The sequence below is a fragment of the Flavobacterium aquidurense genome (assembly GCF_001404985.1).
Classification (GTDB): Bacteria; Bacteroidota; Bacteroidia; order Flavobacteriales; family Flavobacteriaceae; genus Flavobacterium; species Flavobacterium aquidurense_B.
Map to the genome: position 1 here is coordinate 23850 of NZ_JRLF01000004.1, position 19862 is coordinate 43711.

Below are 19862 nucleotides of genomic sequence, written 5' to 3' on the forward strand. Positions count from 1 at the left end.
ATTAAATCGTATTTAAAATATAAAAATGTAATTTAAAAATAAGGAAATTATTACACTTCTTTCTTATTTTTATAATGTTTAAAAACGCCATTTAAGATAACTGTAATTACAATTATCAAAGCGCCAATATAAAATTCAGTACTCATTTTTTCTTTTCCGCCCAGTATAAAATAAGCCAGCATAATTCCGTAAACCGGCTCTAAATTAGTCGTTAACATCACCGTATAAGGCGTTAATTTTTGCATTACTTTAACCGAAGCTGTAAATGCATAGGCAGTACAAACCGAAGCTAATACAAGTAATAAAATCCAATTATTTAATGACATGGTAAAGAAATCTGCATTGAATTTTCCTTGTACTAAAAAATAAATCGAAATAAAGAAAACTCCTGCTCCAAACTCATAAAAGGTAATAACTGACGGTTCATGGTCAGAAATCAGTTTGCCATTCATTAAGGTAAACAAAACACCAAGAATGATCGAAGCTAATGCATAATACATCCCATGCAGGTACTTTACCTCTACCTGCATAATTAATGCCAGACCGGCTATAATAATAAGTCCAAAAAAAACTTCGTACCACAATATCTTTCTTCCATAAAAAAGCGGCTCTAATAAAGAAGCAAAAAATGCCCCCAATGAAAATATAGAAAGTGTTATCGAAACATTTGAAACATGAATGGCCCTAAAAAAGAATATCCAATGCAATGCAATCAATAATCCCACGAAAATTAATTTTGCAAAAGATGTGGCAGAAATAATAAAAGATTTCTTTTTGTACACTATAAAAGCAGCCAGAAAAACTCCGGCAAGAAGCATCCTGAACCAAACTAAATTTTCGGCATCAATTGTTATCAAAGCTCCAAGAATAGCAGTGAAACCCCAGATAAACACAATTAAATGAAGGTTTAAATAACTTTTTAAATTATCGTTTCGCATTACGTAGTAAGTACACTGCTAAAATTCCGAAAACAATATTCGGAAACCAAACAGCTAATAAAGGTGAGAAAGTAGATTTTTCGGCAAGAGTACCAAATATTTTATCAAAAAACACGAATGAAAAAGCAATTGCGATACCAATAGCAAGATTGGTTCCCATACCTCCACGACGTTTCATTGAAGAAACTGCTACGGCAATAATAGTTAGAATAAAAGCGGAAACCGGCACACTGTACTTTTTATAAAGTACCACTAAATAGGTATTAATATTTCCTGAACCTCTTTTACGCTCTTTTTCAATAAAATCGATCAATTTACCTAACGGAAGTGTTTCTGCAATATAAACCACAGGAGTTAAATCTGCCAATTCAAACTTGAAAGCCACATTTTTTTCAGGAACTTTCTCGATCTTATCATTTAGTTCACCAAGTGTTCTTTTTGTATAATCATACAAAATATAGATCTTCTTTTTAGGATCCCATTTGATACGGCTTGCAGTAATTTTATATGTTAATTGATCTTTTTCAAAATGTTCCAATGTAAAATTAAAAGCTGTTTTAGACTCTTCATTAAAACTATTCACGAAGATAAAATCGTTATCATTAATTTGTCTGTATACGTTAGTGTTTTCACCGCGCATCAGCTGTTTTCCATTTCCTTTTAAATAAGTATACCTAAAATTATTAAAACCTTCACTGGCAGCAGGAACAATAAAAAATCCCATTAAAAGCACGAATACAGAAACGATTGAAGCGCCAATAATATAAGGTCTTAAAAAACGGGTAAATGAAATCCCCGAACTTAAAATTGCAATAATTTCAGTATTATTAGCCAGTTTTGATGTAAACCATATCACCGATAAAAACAAGAATATCGGAAACAATGAGTTGGCAAAATAAACGGTAAAGTTGTAATAATAAATCGCAATTGCACTAAAAGGAATCTTGTTTTCTAACATTTTATTCACCTTTTCAGAGACGTCAATTACAATTCCAATCGGAATAAATAATAAGATCATCACCGAGAAAGTGGCTAAATATCTTTTTAAAATATACTTATCTATTATCGTCAGCATATATTTCTTTTGTTTGTTTTGTTTGAGGTTTCAAGTTTCAGGTTCTGTCGAGAACTTGAAACTTGAAACCTCAAACTTGAAACTATATTTTAAAGTCTTTGACTCATATTTTTAACCATCATTTCTTTCCATGGTCTAAAATCTCCTGCTAAGATATGTTTTCTGGCTTCACGAACCAACCACATATAAAAACCAAGATTATGAATCGTTGCAATTTGTTTTCCTAAATACTCATTGGCAGCAAATAAATGGCGTAGATATGCTTTTGTATATTCTGTGTCTACAAAAGTATGTCCCATTTCATCTATTGGCGAAAAATCAGCTTCCCATTTTTTATTCTTGATATTTATTGTTCCGTTTGCGGTAAACAACATACCATTTCTGGCATTACGTGTTGGCATAACGCAATCGAACATATCAATTCCCAGCGCGATATTTTCTAAAATGTTTATAGGAGTTCCTACTCCCATTAAATAACGCGGTTTATCTTCTGGTAAAATTTCACAAACAACTTCGGTCATTGCATACATTTCTTCAGCAGGTTCCCCTACTGACAAACCTCCAATGGCATTACCTTGTTGTCCTGAATTGGCAATATATTCAGCAGATTGCTGACGCAAATCTTTATAAGTACTTCCCTGAACAATTGGAAAAAAAGTTTGTTCATATCCATATTTATAAGGTACTTTATCAAGATGATTGATACAACGGTCCAACCAGCGGTGAGTCATGTGCATTGATCGTTGTGCATATCTGTAATCACAAGGATAAGGCGTACATTCATCAAAAGCCATGATAATATCAGCACCAATTGTACGTTGAATTTCCATTACACTTTCCGGTGAAAAAAAGTGATATGAACCGTCAATATGAGATTTAAACTTTACTCCTTCTTCCTTAATTTTTCTATTATTTGAAAGAGAATAAACCTGATATCCACCAGAATCGGTCAAAATATTACGATCCCAATTCATAAATTTATGTAATCCTCCGGCTTTCTCAAGAATTTCAGTCTGCGGACGTAAATATAAATGATATGTATTTCCCAGAATAATATCCGGATTAATATCTTCTTTAAGTTCACGCTGGTGTACTCCTTTTACAGATGCTACCGTCCCGACAGGCATAAAAATAGGCGTTTCGATTACGCCGTGATCTGTAGTAATACTTCCCGCTCTCGCTTTAGATTGCGGATCTTTTTTTAATAAATCAAACTTCATCTGTTTCTTTTTTCAGTCGGCAAAGATAGGCTAATTTGAGGAAAATTTAATTAGATAATTTGTCAATTAGAAAATTAGATAATGATTCTGATAACTGACCTAAAAAAAACAAAAAACTGAAAGAAATAACTTTGGTATTTGAGATCTAAAAAATTCGGTTTTAGGTTAATAATGTGAATACTGCAATATCCTTACTTTAAAAATGTAACAATGCAAAGTCCTGGATTGACTAACTTTATCAAACACTTTAAAATTAGAAACCATGATAAATTCAGAAGAAAAAAATCCTGTAGATTTAGATCAGATTAAGGATGATCAAATCGAGAAAAATCTGGAACAACTAGATTATCCCGCATCAGAAGACATCTATAATAATGAGGATAAACTGGAAGACATCGATCCTGAAGGAATATCAGGCGAAAGGATTATAAATCCTGACAGTAACAATAACGAATGGAAACAAAATAGCGACAAACTTGGAAACGATCTAGACATTCCCGGTTCAGAGCTTGATGACGAACAAGAAGAAATTGGTTCAGAAGACGAAGAAAACAACTTCTATAGTGAAGGAGATACTGAATAACCCTTTTTGCCACAAATTTTTACAAATTTATTTTTTGCCACAGATTACGGGATTAGAATGATTTTTTAAATCACTTTAATTCGTTAATCTGTGGCAAAACTTTTATATACTATCAACAAGACCTCAGACTTTTTTTCTAAACCAATAAAAAAAGGCGCATAATTTAACAATTACATCAAACTAAAGCGAAAAATCATTTGTCAGCCCGCAAAATAAAAATTACTTTTGCACCAGTTTAACTTTTACACATAAAATGAAGCCTAACACACAACAATTAAGCGATTTAACTATCCAAGTAAGAAGAGATATTCTTCGAATGGTACATGCTGTCAACTCAGGTCACCCAGGTGGTTCACTAGGTTGTACTGAATTTTTGGTAACTCTGTACCAAAACATTATGGAGCGCAAAGAAGGTTTTGATATGGACGGAATTGGAGAAGATATTTTCTTCCTTTCAAATGGTCATATTTCTCCCGTATTTTATAGCGTATTAGCACGTAGCGGTTATTTCCCTGTTTCAGAACTTGCAACTTTTAGATTATTAAACTCACGTTTACAAGGACATCCAACTACTCATGAAGGATTGCCTGGAGTTCGTATGGCTTCTGGTTCATTAGGACAAGGTTTATCTGTAGCTCTTGGTGCTGCACAAGCAAAAAAATTAAATGGTGATAATCACTTAATTTACACTTTGCACGGAGATGGTGAATTACAAGAAGGTCAAAACTGGGAAGCTATTATGTATGCTTCTGCTAAAAAAGTAGACAACCTTATTGCAACTGTAGACGTAAACGGAAAACAAATTGATGGTACAACTGACGAAGTTTTAGCAATGGGAAGTATTCGTGCTAAATTTGAAGCTTTTGACTGGGATGTTTTAGAAATTGCTGAAGGAAATAATATCGATGCAATTTTAGCCGGATTAAATGATGCGAAATCAAGAACAGGAAAAGGAAAACCAGTTTGTATTTTATTACATACTGAAATGGGTAACGGTGTTGATTTCATGATGCACACTCATGCATGGCACGGTAAAGCACCTAACAATGATCAATTGGCAAGTGCTTTAGCTCAAAACTATTCTGCAGATCAAATCGACTATTAAAAAAGTGTTCAGTCTCAGCGTTCAGTATTCAGCTTAGAAAACTGATCACTTAGAAACTCAGCATCTCATAAAAGACAAAAATGAAAAAATACACAAATACAGGAAGTAAAGATACCCGTTCTGGTTTTGGAGCAGGAATGACTGAATTAGGTCAAAAAAACGAAAAAGTAGTAGCACTTTGTGCTGATTTAATTGGTTCATTGAAATTTGATGATTTCAAAAAAAATCATCCTGAACGTTTTTTCCAAATTGGTATTGCAGAAGCAAATATGATTGGTATTGCTGCTGGTTTAACTATTGGAGGAAAAATTCCTTTTACTGGAACTTTCGCAAACTTCTCTACAGGAAGGGTTTACGATCAAATCCGTCAATCTGTTGCTTATTCTGATAAAAACGTGAAAATCTGTGCTTCTCACGCTGGTTTAACATTAGGAGAAGACGGAGCAACTCACCAAATTCTTGAAGATATTGGTTTAATGAAAATGTTACCTGGAATGACCGTAATCAATACTTGTGATTACAACCAGACTAAAGCAGCTACATTAGCATTAGCAGATCATCATGGTCCGGCTTATTTACGTTTTGGCCGTCCGGTAGTACCTAACTTTACTCCTGCTGACGAGCCTTTCGTAATTGGAAAAGCAATTTTATTAAACGAAGGAACTGATGTTACAATCGTAGCAACAGGACACTTGGTTTGGGAAGCTCTTATTGCTGCTGAAGCGCTTGAAGCAAAAGGAATTTCTGCCGAAGTAATCAACATTCACACTATTAAACCTCTTGACGAAGAAGCGATTCTAAAATCATTAGCAAAAACTAAATGTGTTGTAACTGCAGAAGAGCATAACATTCTTGGCGGTCTTGGAGAAAGCGTTTCAAGAGTATTAGCTTTAAACAATCCAGCGCCACAAGAGTTTGTTGCTGTAAATGATAGTTTTGGTGAATCTGGAACTCCGGAACAATTAATGGAAAAATACAAACTAAACAATCAGGCGATTGTTGAAGCTGTAGAAAGAGTTATCAAAAGAAAATAATTTACGATTTTCTTACTTTATAGAAAAAACCTCGAAAGCAATTTCGAGGTTTTTTTATATTCAGACCTGACGTTCTTTTACTTAACAACATGTCTTTTTACAATTTGCTATAAATTCCTCTAGAAGCTATTAAAAAAGAGCATAAAAAAACCTCGAAAGTTATTTTCGAGGTTTTCTATATTTTCAATTCAAATTTTAATTCTGTTTGATAGGATATGTATTATCAAGATGAATTCTTAATCTTGGATTATCTGTATAATCTGTTTCTATATATTTCCTAACATTAGTAGCTGATTCCGGTTTTGTAGGATCTGCAAGTGCTCCCGTTGGTCTTCTTGGAATTCCTCTAGGCTCTGTCTCATCTGTATTAGGAGTATTAGGATTATCTACTAAAGGTTCCCAAGGATAATATAATCTTGCCCCATAATTAAACCCATTTACAATACCAGTTTCACTTGTTGGCTTAGTAAGCTCAAATCTGGTTGTAAAACCATCTCCGTCATCATCAAAATCTACAAAATCTGCAACACCATCTTTATCAGTATCATCTACTAATTCAGCCGGTGGATTAGGATATTTGGTTTTATCCCTAAAATCATAAAGATAACCATCGCCATTTATATCTTCTAAATAATCAGGAACGCCATCTCCAAGAAATACTCTGCCGCCTGTACTGGCAGAAATAGTATATTCATTATCCATTCTTTGAAGATCAAATAATTTAAAACTAAAAACTATTGGAGAGTAAGACGGGATAGTTCCTTTTGAGTCAGCATAATACGCCAAACCTGAAGGCAGAAACATAACCCCTGCACCAAAATCCTTATACGAAATAACCCCACTGCCAGGATCTGTTGTTGAAGAACCTGTTTTGAATTTAGGAAAAATTTCTGACCAGCCTTCTATTACTGATCCTTCATTAGAATAAGGAAACAAATTAAATGTAGTTCCAATTCCATATGAACTATCAAAAACTGTATTATTTAATAAATTTCCAGTATAAGATGCTACAATCTTATCTGTATTAGTTGGAGCACTACCTGTTCCCTCTCTTAAAATTAAGTAATACACTTTATAAGTAATATCATTACTATATACGTTTCTTGAGGTCAACTTATAAGTTCCCTGGTCCCAAATTGAAACATTCCCATCACCAGCAACTATTTTTTTTATCACTACATCCTGATCTTGCGGAGTACCGGGACTATTTGTAACGGTGATATAATTAGTCTTTAAATATTTTTCAATAGAATCATTATCTGCTTTATATTGTACTGCATAATCTCTTAAAGGAACAGTCACCACATTATCATCATCACTTTTATTACAAGAAACCAAAGAAATGCCGGCAAGCAATAAAATAAAATAATATTTAAATTTATTCATTATTGTTAATTTTTTAGGTGCGCAAGATACAATATTGATTTATTTTTGTAAAGAATTTAACTTTGATTTTAGAAAAATTATGAGAATAGATAAATACCTCTGGTGCGTTCGCTATTACAAAACCAGAAACATGGTTACAGAAGCGTGCAAAAAAAATCATATTACTGTAAATGGGCAAGTTGCAAAACCATCAAAAGAGGTTTTCCCTACTGATAAAATTACTTTTAGAAAAGACCAGATTACACAAATCATAACCGTACTCGACATTCCGGAAAGTCGTGTGGGAGCAAAACTTGTCGATATATACAGAAAAAATGAAACACCCGCAGAAGCCTATGCGCATTTAGAACTTCTAAAACTATCAAAAGAGCATTATCGTAAAACCGGTACCGGAAGACCTACCAAAAAAGATCGTAGAGATATTGACGAATATGGTGAGGATATTATTGAGGAAGAAGACGAGAATTAAAATTCAATTTTTCAAATTCCAATTCAAAAAATCTAAATTCTAAAGACTATAATCTAAAATTCTTATTTGTAAATTAGCAAAAAAATAAATCATGAGCAAAAACATCATCTTAACAAATCAGGAAATCGAACATAAAATAAAACGTATTGCATATCAAATATACGAGACCTTTGTTGACGAAGAAGAAGTTGTAATTGCCGGAATCGCTTCTAACGGATCTATTTTTGCCCAAAAAATTGCACTTGCATTAAGTACCATCTCTACTCTTAAGGTTTCGCTTTGCGAAGTCAGAGTTGACAAACAAAACCCACAATTACCTATACAAACATCATTAACAAAAGAAGAGTACGAAAACAAAGGTTTAGTGCTTGTTGATGATGTATTAAATTCAGGCACTACATTAATATATGCTGTTCGTCATTTCTTAGACGTTCCTCTAAAGAAATTCAAAACAGCAGTACTTGTAGACAGAAATCACAAAAAATATCCTGTAAAAGCAGATTTTAAAGGAATCTCTTTATCAACATCTTTATTAGAGCATGTTCAGGTTGTTTTTGATGAAGAAGGCGATGATTACGCCTTTTTAAGCTAAAATTTCTAATATATCCTCCACCGTTTCTTCGACTGCTTTATTATCAACCACAACTTTATGTTGCGCATGGTTATAATAATAGCTTCTGTCGAATAAATGTTTTGCAATAAACTCTTTCATTTCTTCTTCATTCATATTAGCAATTAGCGGACGATTGCTTTTATTATGTATTAATCTATTATATAAAGTATCGATTGAAGCTTTTAAATAAATAGAAGTAACATCGTCTCTTTTTAGTAATTCATGGTTATTAGCATAACAAGGTGTCCCTCCTCCTAAACCTATTATACTATTTTCTGAAGATTGAAGTAATTCTACAAACATTTCGTGTTCTAATTTTCTAAAATAGATCTCTCCAAATTGTTCGAAAATCTCATTTATTGACAAATTTGCTTTTTTTTCGATGCATTTATCCAAATCGAGAAAGGGAATATTTGTATTTTTTGACAAGTTTTGGGCAATTGTTGACTTTCCGCAACCCATATATCCTAATAATATGATTTTTTTCATTTTAATAATAGCCTAAAAATTAAGACGTTGTAAATTTTGATTAAAAAAAGACAAATTTATAATAAATAAGCTTGCAAATATCAAAAATAACTCCTTATATTTGCACCCGCATTCAAGGAAAGAATATGACTCGATAGCTCAGTTGGTAGAGCACATCACTTTTAATGATGGGGTCCTGGGTTCGAGCCCCAGTCGGGTCACAAAATTTGTGATTAACAAAATACTTTCCTTGATAGCAAGACTCGATAGCTCAGTTGGTAGAGCACATCACTTTTAATGATGGGGTCCTGGGTTCGAGCCCCAGTCGGGTCACACACATAAGGTCGAGTATTTATTTACTTGACCTTTTTCATTTTAGGCCACGTGGAGAAACGGTAGACTTGCCATCTTGAGGGGGTGGTGCTCGTAAGGGCGTGTGGGTTCAAATCCCACCGTGGTCACCAGAGAAAAATAATAATGACTCGATAGCTCAGTTGGTAGAGCACATCACTTTTAATGATGGGGTCCTGGGTTCGAGCCCCAGTCGGGTCACAAAAAAGGTCAAGTATTCATTTACTTGACCTTTTTTTATTTTAACTATATACAGAACCAGCAGACTTAACTTCTTTAGAGAATTCTTTACATTTTATTAGTTTCAAATCACACTTTGATAACAAAAAGTTAGAATACAAAATGTGTTTTTTATCTTTTTTCATATTTCCTATTATTTTAGACAATCGTATAACAAGAACCGATGGTTTTATCGATCCTGATCGAAACTAATTAAATCCATATCTTTCCTGTAACATTTTTCATTTTATTACATCTAATAGTTATTAAGTTCATTGTATTCATTATAACGAATACAATGAACTTAATATCCTTGCCCACAAAAAGGAAATCAATGCGATTGTATGAAACATTTAAAAAAAGGTACATTTTACGGACAAACCAATCAGACAATTATTCTCGACGGAATTACCTTGACAGATACTGTCTACACACACAGCAAGGTAGATTGGCATTATCATGAGAATGCCTATTTTACTTTTATTCTTGAAGGCAATGTTATCGAGGGCAATAAAAAAGAAATCTACAATTGTACTCCCGGAAGTTTACTTTTTCATAATTGGCAGGAACCTCATTACAACATTAAACCAGACGGATTCACAAGAGGTTTTCATCTCGAAATCGAAAAACATTGGTTCGACATCATAGCATTAAAAGATGATAATTTACAAGGCAGCATTAACATCTCTAAACCGGAAATTAAGTTTTTAATGTATAAAATCTTCAGGGCTGCTAAAATTGAAGGTTCTGCAATAGATTTTTCAGCACAAACTTTGCTAATAGAAATATTATCAAAACTAAATACACAAAATAATACATCGCTTTATAAAAACCCAAAATGGGTACAGCTTATTGATGAGATTCTTCATGATCAGACCGGAGATACAATCTCTTTGGATTATTTATCTAAAATAGCCGGAATACACCCTGTTCACCTGTCAAGGGATTTTTCTAAATACTTTGGCTGTACTTTAAGCGAATACAGGAGAAAGTTAAAAGTAGAAAAAGCGCTTTCCCTCCTGTCTTTACAAAAGCAATCATTAACAGAAATCGCTTATGAATGCGGATTCTCAGATCAAAGCCATTTTACGAGATGCTTCAGGGAGGTAAACGGATTAAATCCTTCTGCGCATTTAAAATTACTTTTAATGAAATAATGTAAATGTTAATCCTGTACAATTTTTAATCCCGGTTATCAAATAATTTTGCTTTTTAATCTTATTAATCAAAAAATGATGCGAACATTATCTCTATTAATAATCAACCTTTTTTATTTGATTGCCTCAGGTCAGACCACTAATCTTTTTAAACCTCAGGAAATAACGAACGAACTACATAAATCAAACATTGGAAAAGTCACTTTCATGGATGGAAACATTCCGTTAGAGCAATATAAAAAATCTGATTTTCTTCGATCTTTCAATCTCACATACAAATCAAATCTTAATATCAGGATTTTTCTTGATAACTCAATAACAAACTATTTACATCAACTGGAACCCAATTTATCAGCTGAAGAACTTATAAAAATGGGCAATCTTCAGTTTTCTTTTTATATTGATAATAAATTTATATACAAAGACAACATTAATTCAGGATGTAATTTTGGATCCGGCAGCAGCAAAAACACCTCAACAACATTAAGAATTCCGCTTACCAGTTCTAAACCTGAAAATCTCTGGGCATTGCATATGTGGGATCGTTTTAAACTTAATGGTGGCGAAACGGCATTAACAAACGGAACACATACTTTAAGAATTGAAATCAGACCTTATATCATTACTAATCAAATTAATGATATTAAAACCGGAGATCTAATTGCCAAAGGAGAAATTAAACTCATAATAAAAACACCTGTAGTAACTGCAGAGCAAATCGCAATACAGACTATATTACCCAATAGCGGATGGGAGATTTCTAATCTTGAAATTAATCGTCAGAAAATCGAAATGTTAAACAAGGAAATAGCCTCTTATAATCTAAAAGATATAACAAGCGTCGTTGCCATTTATGATGGTAAACTTTTGATAGAGGAATATTTTAATGATGCCGGCAGAAATACTTTGCATGATACTCGCTCTGCAGGAAAATCTTTTGCATCTACACTTATGGGCATCGCTATAAATGACGGATATATTAAAAACGAAAACCAAACACTTAGTTCGTTTTATAACTTACGCCAATATACAAATTACGATACGAAAAAAGACAGTATAAAAATAAAAGACCTGCTCAGTATGAGTTCTTCATTTGAAGGTTCTGATGCACGTAGCGATTCACCCGGAAATGAGGAGAACATGTATCCTACAGATAACTGGGTAAAATTTACGCTGGATCTCCCTACAGACCCAACAAAAACAAATGGAGGTAAATGGGATTACTTTACAGCAGGCGTTATCCTTTTAGGAGATATCCTGGATAAAAATGTCCCAGACGGATTAGAAAAATATGCGGATCAAAAACTCTTTAAACAATTAAATATTACAAATTATCAGTGGCAATATACACCACAAAAAGTAGTAAATACAGCAGGAAGCCTACAAATGACCTCACTGGATTATGCAAAATATGCTCAATTATACAAAAACAACGGTGTGTGGAACAGCAAACAAATAGTCCCAAAATTATGGATAGAAAAAACTTTTACAAAGCAAATTAAGATTCCAGAGAGAGACAATCAATTTTACAGCTATTTATTCTGGAACAAAACTGTTACTTATAACAACAAAAATTACGAAACTTATTATTGCGCAGGAAATGGAGGAAATGAATTTATAATTTTCAAAGATTTACCTCTTGTTATTATAATTACCTCAAAAGCTTTTAATAAACCTTACGGACATCCTCAGGCTGATAAAATAGTTCACGATTACTTATTGCCGGCAATCTTAAAATAAAAATCATAGTTTTTCATCGTTACTCTATATTTTCTAAATCACTAAAAAAAGCAATTTGACTTGGATTTTCCGGCAGATAAAAAATTTCTATTTGTTCCTGCTTTGTAATATCGAGTTCAAGCAAACCAATAACTTTCTTTAAACTATTACGATGAACATCCTGTTTATTATCTGTGTATTCGAGTTCAAAACGAACTTCTGGCTGGTCATTAATATAAATTCCGGTTTGACTCACCTTAATTAATTTTGCCCAGGTTTTTACACCTTTAAATTTAATCAGCGATGAGCCTCCGCTTAGATCCGTTAGTTTACTGTAAATAAATTTCAAAATATATCTAAAAAACAAAAGAACCAAAGGACAAACAAACAACGGATGTCCAAAACTGATAAAACGCCAGCCCATACCAAAACTTTCCGTTTGATATGAATACGCATAATATCCAATTACGGCAGCAACAAACAGCAACCATCCCAATACTATTCCTAAAACCCTTATTCCATTTATACCTACTTCTGTAGTTGAAATAATAAAGTGAGGAGCTTTTTCTGCATCTCTGTTAAGTATTAGATTTATTTTTTTTTCAACTTCAAAACGTCGTTCATGAGGTTTAGCATCGGTAATACTTGTTTTGCTTGTAATTTCAGTATCTGCCAGATTTTTAAACAACAATTCAAGCTCATAAGTAGAAAACTTCGCATCTGGTTTAGAAGTTTTAACAACGCTTAAAATTTTTGCTTCCTTAACAATTCCTTTTGATTTTAACTGCTCAATGTTTCTTTTTGAAATAAAAATTTGAACAATCCATTTTCTGAAATATCCAATCAAAACAATTAACCAAAGAACAACCGATATGGAAAGGATGCTTAAAGCGAGCCAGGGATTTTTATCCTTTAGCGTATTGACATCAAATTCGCTATTTACAGCATAATATATAAGCATTGGAAAAGGAATTGCAAAAAACAACATATATAAAGCTCCAAATGCGATCGCAAAATTTTTCTTCATTCCTTTGAATAATTTGGGGTTAATAACTAAAAAGTTTCATTACAGGAAAACATCATTTTCAATACTTTAATTAACTGATTATAATATTGTATTGCAACCAGATACTATCAAATTTACACAAAATATTACAGCAGAAAAGAAATTATACCCGAAAATGAATTAAATAAAAGACCGGATCTAGTCAATAAAAAAAATTAATTACTAACCATTATTTTACAAAAGAATAGGAGTTGCAAAACAAAACTTTACTAAATTCGTCTCATAATTAATCAACCTACTAACTAATCCCAAATTGGTTTATGAAAAATTTATTACTCGTATCATTTATTATGATAACTTGCTCTACATGGGCTCAATCTGCAACTGGTTATTTTGACACGGCCATGAAAAAAGCCGAAGCAGGTAACACCAAAGGCGCTATTGCTGATTATACAAAAGCAATTGGCATGAATTCTAAATTTGTAGAGGCATATCAAAATCGCGGCGTTGCAAAATTTAAACTAAACGACCTAAAAGGTGCTCAGGCAGATTTTAGCAAAACAATCGATTTAGACAGCATGAATGCAGATGCATTTACAGGCAGAGCAAATGTAAACTACAAACTAAACAACTTTCAGGAAACTGTACAAGATTGCACCTCATCACTGGGTTTAAACCCAAAAGATTATATTGCTTACAACCTGAGAGGTTTAGCTTATAATAAAATGGGAGACAACAAAAATGCATGTAAAGACTTTTCTAAAGCGATAGAATTAGGCAGTCAGAGCGCCATTAAAAATAGAGCCACGTTTTGTAAATAAACAAAATTAAAGCTATTAAATATGAAAGCAATTTGTAAATATCTATTTTACAGATTGCTTTTTTTTATTAGAATCAGCTATAATTTCATCTAATACTTATCCTTAACTTTGTCCCTTAAACCAAATCTTAATGGCACTTATAAAAACAATAAACCAAAAGGCACAAACTGATAAAAATTCAGGTTTTGGAACTAATGCAAACAGTTACGGAGGAAGATTTGTAAACAAAGACGGAACAGCTAATGTAGAAAAAAGAGGTATGCATTTGTTTCGCCGCATTAGCTGGTATCACACTATGATAGATATGCCAAACTGGAAATTCATGTCTATTTTGTTTATTTTTTACATTGTCATTAATTTTATTTTTGCTGTTATTTATTATGCAATCGGGATTGAACATCTTGACGGCATTGCACAATCTCAAAGTATACTAACCCAATTTGGCCAGGCTTATTTTTTTAGTGCACAAACCTTTACCACTGTGGGTTACGGACATATTAGTCCAACCGGTTTTTTGACAAGTGCCCTTTCCTCTGCCGAAGCATTAATTGGTTTATTAAGTTTTGCCATTGCAACAGGTTTATTCTTTGGAAGATTCAGCAAACCTACAGCATTTTTAAAATTTGCAGACAACGCCTTAATTTCACCCTATAAAGAAGGAAAAGGACTTATGATACGCGTTGTTCCTTTTAAAAACACCAACTTTACAGATGCTAGCGCTAAAGTCATGTTAGGAATGAGCGTAGAAGATAACGGCGAACATACTATTAAGTTTTACAACCTGGACCTTGAACTAGGCAAGATAAATGCCCTTACATTAAGCTGGACCTTAGTACACCCCATTACCGAAGAGAGCCCTTTGTACAATTTTAGCGAGGAAGACTTAAAAAAAGTACAAGGCGAAATACTCGTATTCATTACCACTTTTGACAATATGTACAGCAATACAGTTGCTGCGAGAACATCTTATACTTTTGGCGAAATTATTTATGGGGCAAAATTCGAAACCATGTATAATCGTAGTAAAGATGGCTCTAAAACGATCCTGCATTTAGACAAATTAAACCATTATCAATCCGTAAACTTCTAGCAATCTATCATTTTAATCAAGTTGTAAACGTATTTTCGGATTTTATCCTATTTTTGTTCACCAAATAGCCAGTAAATGATAAACAATATTAAAACTGTTTTCAGCATAAAAGATCTCGAAAACTTATCAGGAATAAAAGCACATACCATTCGTATCTGGGAAAAAAGATACAACATCCTGGAGCCAATGCGTACTGACACCAACATCAGGCTGTATAACCTGCAAAACTTACAGAAGCTTTTAAATATTACTTTATTACACGAATACGGTTATAAAATCTCTAAAATAGCAACCTATCCAGAAGAAAAAATCCCTCAGTTAGTTCGTGAAATCATTTCAAAAAGAAATTCTCAAAACTATGCTATAACTTCTTTTAAGATGGCAATGATGAATTTTGATCAGGAAATATTCTTTAATACTTTTGACTGGCTTATTTCTGAAAAATCATTCAAAGAAGTTTTCAAAGATCATTTTCTCCCTTTGTTGAAAGAGCTGGGACTATTATGGCAATCAGAAACCATAACTCCGGCAAATGAACACTTTATGAGTCATTTGATCAAACAAAAAATATTAATTTACACAGAAAGCCTTCAAATACAAAAACCAACAAAAACCAATAGAATTTTTGTGCTTTCGCTGCCTCTAAATGAAATTCACCAAATAGGATTATTATACCTGCAATACGAAATTTTGTCTCACGGGTATAAAACCATATATCTGGGAGAAAGCATGCCAATAGAAAACCTACATGATCTGACCAAACATTTTGAGAACATTACGTTTGTATCTTTCATGACAATTCAGCCGGACAGAAGCGTTATCAACCAGTATGTAAAAACTATGGGACAAAAATTACTTCAAAAAAATAATGAAATTTGGCTTATGGGTAACATGGTCGAACACATTGATCCGAAAATATTATCTGAAAGAATACAAATTTTCAATTCTATGGAAGAAACAATTAGTATGCTATAATATTATTTTGTTTAAAGTTTTTGTACATTTGTTAAACAAATGAAAAAAACAATAGCAATAATAGGGTCAGGCTTCTCATCTTTAGCCGCTTCATGTTACCTTGCAAAGCAAGGCAACAAGGTGACTATTTATGAAAAAAATGATTCTATTGGCGGGCGGGCCAGACAATTTAAAAAAGAAGGTTTCACCTTTGATATGGGACCAAGTTGGTACTGGATGCCAGATGTTTTTGAACGTTTCTTTCTGGATTTTGATAAAAAAACAACCGATTATTACGAGCTTATAAAACTAAATCCTGCTTATAGGGTTTATTTTGGAGCAGATGATTTTATCAATATTTATGATAATCTCGAAGAAATAAAAACCACTTTTGAAACCATTGAAAAAGGAAGCGGTCAACAACTCGAAGCTTTTATCAAACAAGCTAAAAGCAATTATGATATTGCTATAAAAGATTTGGTCTATCGTCCCGGAGTTTCTCCTCTTGAGTTAATAACGCTTGAAACGACTTTAAAACTCAATCAGTTTTTAAGCACGGTAAGTAACGATATCCGTAAAAAATTCAAAAACAAAAAACTTATCCAGATTCTGGAATTTCCCGTTTTATTTTTAGGCGCAAAACCATCCAAAACTCCATCTTTCTATAATTTCATGAATTACGCCGATTTTGGCTTAGGAACATGGCATCCAAAAAACGGAATGTTCGATGTTGTTCGCGGAATCGAAAAACTGGCATTAGAACTAGGAGTTACCATTGAAACCAATTGTGCAATAGAAAAAATAATCGTAGAAAATAAAACCGCAACCGGAATTGTAATTAACGGAAAAACAATTCAGGCAGATATTATTTTAAGCGGTGCAGATTACCATCATACCGAAACCTTATTGGACAAAGAATATCGCGCTTATTCTGAAAAATATTGGGAAAGCAGAGTTTTCGCTCCATCCTCACTTCTATTCTTTATTGGATTCGATAAAAAAATAGAAAATATTTCTCATCATGCTTTATTTTTTGATGTAGATTTTGATCAGCATGCGATTGATATTTACGACAATCCAAAATGGCCTGATGCTCCTTTATTTTATGCCAATTTCCCTTCAAAGACAGATAAAACAGCAGCACCGGAAGGTATGGAAAGCGGCTTTTTTCTAATTCCTTTAGCACCGGGAATAAATGATAGTGAAGCACTTAGAGAAGAATATTTTGAAAAAATTATTACTCGTTTTGAGCAGATTACACAGCAAAAAATTAAAAAAAATATTATATTTAAAAGATCATTTTGTAAAAACGACTTTGTAACAGATTATAATGCTTACAAAGGAAATGCTTACGGAATGGCTAATACATTATTGCAAACGGCTTTTTTAAGACCAAAACTAAAAAGTAAAAAAGTCCGTAATCTATATTTCACAGGACAATTGACTGTTCCTGGTCCAGGTGTTCCGCCTGCTTTAATTTCAGGAAAACTAGTAGCCGGGTTAATTCAAAAATCTTTTAGATCTTAAAAAAAATGAAATCACTATTCGATACCGTTTCTTTCAAATGTAGCAAATTGGTCACCCAACACTACAGTACTTCCTTTTCGATGGCTGTAAAAATGCTGTCACCAAGCATTCGCGAAGCAATTTACAGCATTTACGGATTCGTTCGCTTTGCTGACGAGATTGTCGATTCATTTCATGAGTACGACAAAGAAAACCTTATCAATGATTTTGAAAAAGAATATTACAAAGCCATTGAATTCGGGATTAGCCTCAACCCTATTCTCAACTCATTTCAACATACCGTAAAACAATATAACATTACAGATGATCAGATTCAGGCTTTTCTAAAGAGCATGAAACTGGATCTCATTAAATCAACATACAATTCCCAAACTGAATATGAGGATTACATATATGGATCTGCAGATGTTGTAGGTTTAATGTGCCTCAAGGTTTTTGTAAAAGGAAACGAGCAAAAATACCAGCAGCTAAAAAATGAAGCGATGCGATTGGGATCAGCTTTTCAGAAGGTAAATTTCCTGAGAGATTTAAAAGATGATAATTTAGTTTTAAACAGAAACTATTTTCCCGGAGTCGATTTAAATTCTTTCGATGAAAATGCTAAAAACACGATCATCAATGAAATCGAAGAAGATTTTAAAGTTGCTTATCAAGGAATTGTAAAATTGCCTATAGAAGCAAAATTTGGAGTTTACACAGCGTACATCTATTACAAAAAACTACTAAAAAAACTAAAGAACACTCCTTATTATGAAATTGGAAGCTCCAGAATCAGAGTTTCAAATTACACAAAAGCCGGGCTTTTAGCGCAATCATTTGTAACATACAAATTAAAACTAGTAGTCTAGCTTTACCCGCAATCTTTGTCATTTCGAGGACGAAAAATCTCTGCAAGAAATTCCGCAAAGCAAAGCAATAAACTTTGTCGATATAACAACGAAGATTTATTGTAACTAGAAATGACAAGATTGAAAACAAATATAATTTAACAATTCAAAACATAAAAAATGATTTCTTTCTTAATCTTTTTAGGCGTTTTTCTCTTCATGGAATGTGTTACCTGGCTTACGCACAAGTACATTATGCACGGGCTTATGTGGTATTTTCATGCAGATCACCATCAGCCAAAATACGAACATACTTTTGAGCGTAACGACATATTCTTTGCCATTTTTGCCATTCCTAGTATTTTACTTTTTTATTTTGGTGTTCAGGGCGGATTCAATTATTTGTTTTTTATTGCTTGCGGAGTTACTTGTTACGGCGCTTGTTATTTTTTAATTCACGATGTTTTAATTCATCAGCGTTTTAAATGGTTCAAAAACACCAAAAACAAATATTTAATTGGTCTTAGAAAAGCGCATAAAATACACCACAAACATTTAGGAAAAGAACACGGAGAATGTTTCGGAATGTTATTCGTTCCTTTTAAATATTATAAAATGTAGCAGTATTTGGGCGTTACCCAAGGGTCGGGCTTTCCGTTCCCGCTTCCCGATGAAAAATCGGGAGAGCTCCACTTCAACCCCTAACGCAAACGTATTTAAAGAACCATCTGTAATAATCGATTTTATGAAAGTATATAAGTTAGAAACCGTACAACACTTAAACACCAGTATCGAAAAATGTTGGGAGTTTTTTTCGAGTCCGCAAAACCTTAAAACGATAACACCTGACGATATGAGTTTTGTTATTCAGGATTTTGATGGCAAACGCATGTATCCCGGACAAGTGATTACTTATACTTTAAAACCACTTTTAGGCATTACAATCAATTGGATGACGATCATAACCGTTTCTTCAGAAAACCAATATTTTGTAGATGAGCAACGTTTTGGCCCATACGCATTATGGCATCACAAACATTTTTTTGAACCTACAGAAAACGGTACAAAAATGACCGACGTGGTACATTATGCTTTGCCATTTGGCTTTTTAGGACAAATCGCAAATAAAATAATGGTCAAAAACAAACTGAAATCCATTTTTGAATATCGTCGTAATAAAATCGAAGAAATATTCAATTTAAAACCATAATTATTATAAAAATATTTTGATACACGTTTCAGATTAATACCGATTCAAAATCTTTTTAATCTGTGGCATAAAAAATACCCGCAAAACGGA

Annotated in this window: 20 protein-coding genes and 4 tRNA genes; 18 read left to right on the top strand and 6 right to left on the bottom strand. The window is 33.0% G+C overall.

All coding sequences use genetic code 11. The features are described 5' to 3' along the window. Positions 1 to 50: 50 nt before the first annotated feature. The 3 genes from RC62_RS01045 to tgt form a co-directional block, all read right to left on the bottom strand. Positions 51 to 938 carry a DMT family transporter gene (locus RC62_RS01045; RefSeq protein WP_055091736.1) on the bottom strand — a complete coding sequence of 296 codons (888 nt, stop codon included), beginning with the start codon at positions 936 to 938 and terminating at the stop codon, positions 51 to 53. Continuing rightward, positions 925 to 2013: an LptF/LptG family permease gene (locus RC62_RS01050; RefSeq protein ID WP_055091738.1), complete on the bottom strand. Its 1089-nt coding sequence runs from the start codon at positions 2011 to 2013 to the stop codon at positions 925 to 927. The genes RC62_RS01045 and RC62_RS01050 overlap by 14 nt, the downstream gene beginning before the upstream one ends. Positions 2014 to 2102: 89 nt before the next feature. After that, positions 2103 to 3233, bottom strand: a complete 1131-nt coding sequence (gene tgt, locus RC62_RS01055) for a tRNA guanosine(34) transglycosylase Tgt (RefSeq protein ID WP_055091740.1) — start codon at positions 3231 to 3233, stop codon at positions 2103 to 2105. A gap of 262 nt (positions 3234 to 3495) precedes the next feature. On the opposite strand from tgt, the gene RC62_RS01060 reads away from it, so the two are divergent. From RC62_RS01060 to RC62_RS01070, 3 genes are all read left to right on the top strand, one after another. Then, the gene (locus RC62_RS01060) at positions 3496 to 3816 is read left to right on the top strand and encodes a hypothetical protein (protein ID WP_055091742.1); all 321 of its coding nucleotides are present in this window, start codon (positions 3496 to 3498) and stop codon (positions 3814 to 3816) included. Between the two features lie 253 nt (positions 3817 to 4069). Then, entirely contained in the window at positions 4070 to 4921 is an 852-nt protein-coding gene (locus RC62_RS01065) for a transketolase (protein WP_055091744.1), read from the top strand. An 80-nt stretch (positions 4922 to 5001) separates the two neighbouring features. After that, positions 5002 to 5955, top strand: a complete 954-nt coding sequence (locus tag RC62_RS01070; protein WP_055091746.1) for a transketolase family protein — start codon at positions 5002 to 5004, stop codon at positions 5953 to 5955. A 195-nt stretch (positions 5956 to 6150) separates the two neighbouring features. Here the strand turns inward: RC62_RS01070 and RC62_RS01075 are convergent, their stop codons facing one another. After that, positions 6151 to 7341 carry an FKBP-type peptidyl-prolyl cis-trans isomerase gene (locus tag RC62_RS01075; protein WP_055091747.1) on the bottom strand — a complete coding sequence of 397 codons (1191 nt, stop codon included), beginning with the start codon at positions 7339 to 7341 and terminating at the stop codon, positions 6151 to 6153. Positions 7342 to 7420: 79 nt separating this feature from the next. Between RC62_RS01075 and RC62_RS01080 the strand changes: the two genes are divergently transcribed. Further along, entirely contained in the window at positions 7421 to 7810 is a 390-nt protein-coding gene (locus RC62_RS01080) for an RNA-binding S4 domain-containing protein (protein WP_055091749.1), read from the top strand. Positions 7811 to 7901: 91 nt separating this feature from the next. After that, positions 7902 to 8402 carry a phosphoribosyltransferase domain-containing protein gene (locus RC62_RS01085; RefSeq protein ID WP_055091752.1) on the top strand — a complete coding sequence of 167 codons (501 nt, stop codon included), beginning with the start codon at positions 7902 to 7904 and terminating at the stop codon, positions 8400 to 8402. On the opposite strand, the gene RC62_RS01090 is transcribed toward RC62_RS01085, so the two are convergent. Next, the gene (locus RC62_RS01090) at positions 8394 to 8912 is read right to left on the bottom strand and encodes a shikimate kinase (RefSeq protein WP_055091754.1); all 519 of its coding nucleotides are present in this window, start codon (positions 8910 to 8912) and stop codon (positions 8394 to 8396) included. The two genes, RC62_RS01085 and RC62_RS01090, sit on opposite strands and share 9 nt — an antisense overlap. A 127-nt stretch (positions 8913 to 9039) precedes the next feature. Here RC62_RS01090 and RC62_RS01095 point away from each other — a divergent pair. From RC62_RS01095 to RC62_RS01120, 6 genes are all read left to right on the top strand, one after another. Then, a tRNA-Lys gene (locus RC62_RS01095) sits at positions 9040 to 9112 on the top strand. A 39-nt stretch (positions 9113 to 9151) separates the two neighbouring features. Beyond that, a tRNA-Lys gene (locus RC62_RS01100) sits at positions 9152 to 9224 on the top strand. A gap of 45 nt (positions 9225 to 9269) precedes the next feature. After that, positions 9270 to 9355 (top strand) — tRNA-Leu (locus tag RC62_RS01105). 15 nt (positions 9356 to 9370) lie between these two features. Next, positions 9371 to 9443: transfer RNA gene (locus RC62_RS01110), tRNA-Lys, on the top strand. Positions 9444 to 9805: 362 nt separating this feature from the next. Continuing rightward, positions 9806 to 10618 (top strand): helix-turn-helix domain-containing protein, encoded by an 813-nt coding sequence (locus tag RC62_RS01115; RefSeq protein WP_055091756.1) that lies wholly within the window; start codon positions 9806 to 9808, stop codon positions 10616 to 10618. Positions 10619 to 10693: 75 nt separating this feature from the next. Further along, the gene (locus RC62_RS01120; protein ID WP_245176756.1) at positions 10694 to 12358 is read left to right on the top strand and encodes a serine hydrolase domain-containing protein; all 1665 of its coding nucleotides are present in this window, start codon (positions 10694 to 10696) and stop codon (positions 12356 to 12358) included. A 19-nt stretch (positions 12359 to 12377) separates the two neighbouring features. Here RC62_RS01120 and RC62_RS01125 read toward each other — a convergent pair whose 3' ends face one another. After that, positions 12378 to 13364: a hypothetical protein gene (locus tag RC62_RS01125; RefSeq protein WP_055091758.1), complete on the bottom strand. Its 987-nt coding sequence runs from the start codon at positions 13362 to 13364 to the stop codon at positions 12378 to 12380. A gap of 299 nt (positions 13365 to 13663) precedes the next feature. Between RC62_RS01125 and RC62_RS01130 the strand changes: the two genes are divergently transcribed. The 7 genes from RC62_RS01130 (at position 13664) to RC62_RS01160 (ending at position 19772) form a co-directional block, all read left to right on the top strand. Then, a complete protein-coding gene (locus RC62_RS01130) occupies positions 13664 to 14164 on the top strand; it encodes a tetratricopeptide repeat protein (protein ID WP_245176757.1) in 501 nt (166 codons plus the stop codon). A gap of 130 nt (positions 14165 to 14294) precedes the next feature. Then, the gene (locus RC62_RS01135) at positions 14295 to 15254 is read left to right on the top strand and encodes an ion channel (protein WP_055091761.1); all 960 of its coding nucleotides are present in this window, start codon (positions 14295 to 14297) and stop codon (positions 15252 to 15254) included. Between the two features lie 75 nt (positions 15255 to 15329). Next, positions 15330 to 16229, top strand: coding sequence for a MerR family transcriptional regulator (locus RC62_RS01140; protein WP_055091763.1), 900 nt, complete (start codon positions 15330 to 15332; stop codon positions 16227 to 16229). Positions 16230 to 16268: 39 nt separating this feature from the next. Beyond that, positions 16269 to 17735: a phytoene desaturase family protein gene (locus tag RC62_RS01145; protein WP_055091765.1), complete on the top strand. Its 1467-nt coding sequence runs from the start codon at positions 16269 to 16271 to the stop codon at positions 17733 to 17735. Between the two features lie 5 nt (positions 17736 to 17740). Next, on the top strand, positions 17741 to 18583 hold the full coding sequence (locus RC62_RS01150; protein ID WP_055091767.1) for a phytoene/squalene synthase family protein: 843 nt from the start codon (positions 17741 to 17743) through the stop codon (positions 18581 to 18583). A 159-nt stretch (positions 18584 to 18742) separates the two neighbouring features. Continuing rightward, a complete protein-coding gene (locus tag RC62_RS01155; protein WP_055091770.1) occupies positions 18743 to 19183 on the top strand; it encodes a sterol desaturase family protein in 441 nt (146 codons plus the stop codon). A gap of 124 nt (positions 19184 to 19307) precedes the next feature. Continuing rightward, positions 19308 to 19772 carry an SRPBCC family protein gene (locus RC62_RS01160; protein WP_055091772.1) on the top strand — a complete coding sequence of 155 codons (465 nt, stop codon included), beginning with the start codon at positions 19308 to 19310 and terminating at the stop codon, positions 19770 to 19772. Positions 19773 to 19862 lie beyond the last annotated feature (90 nt).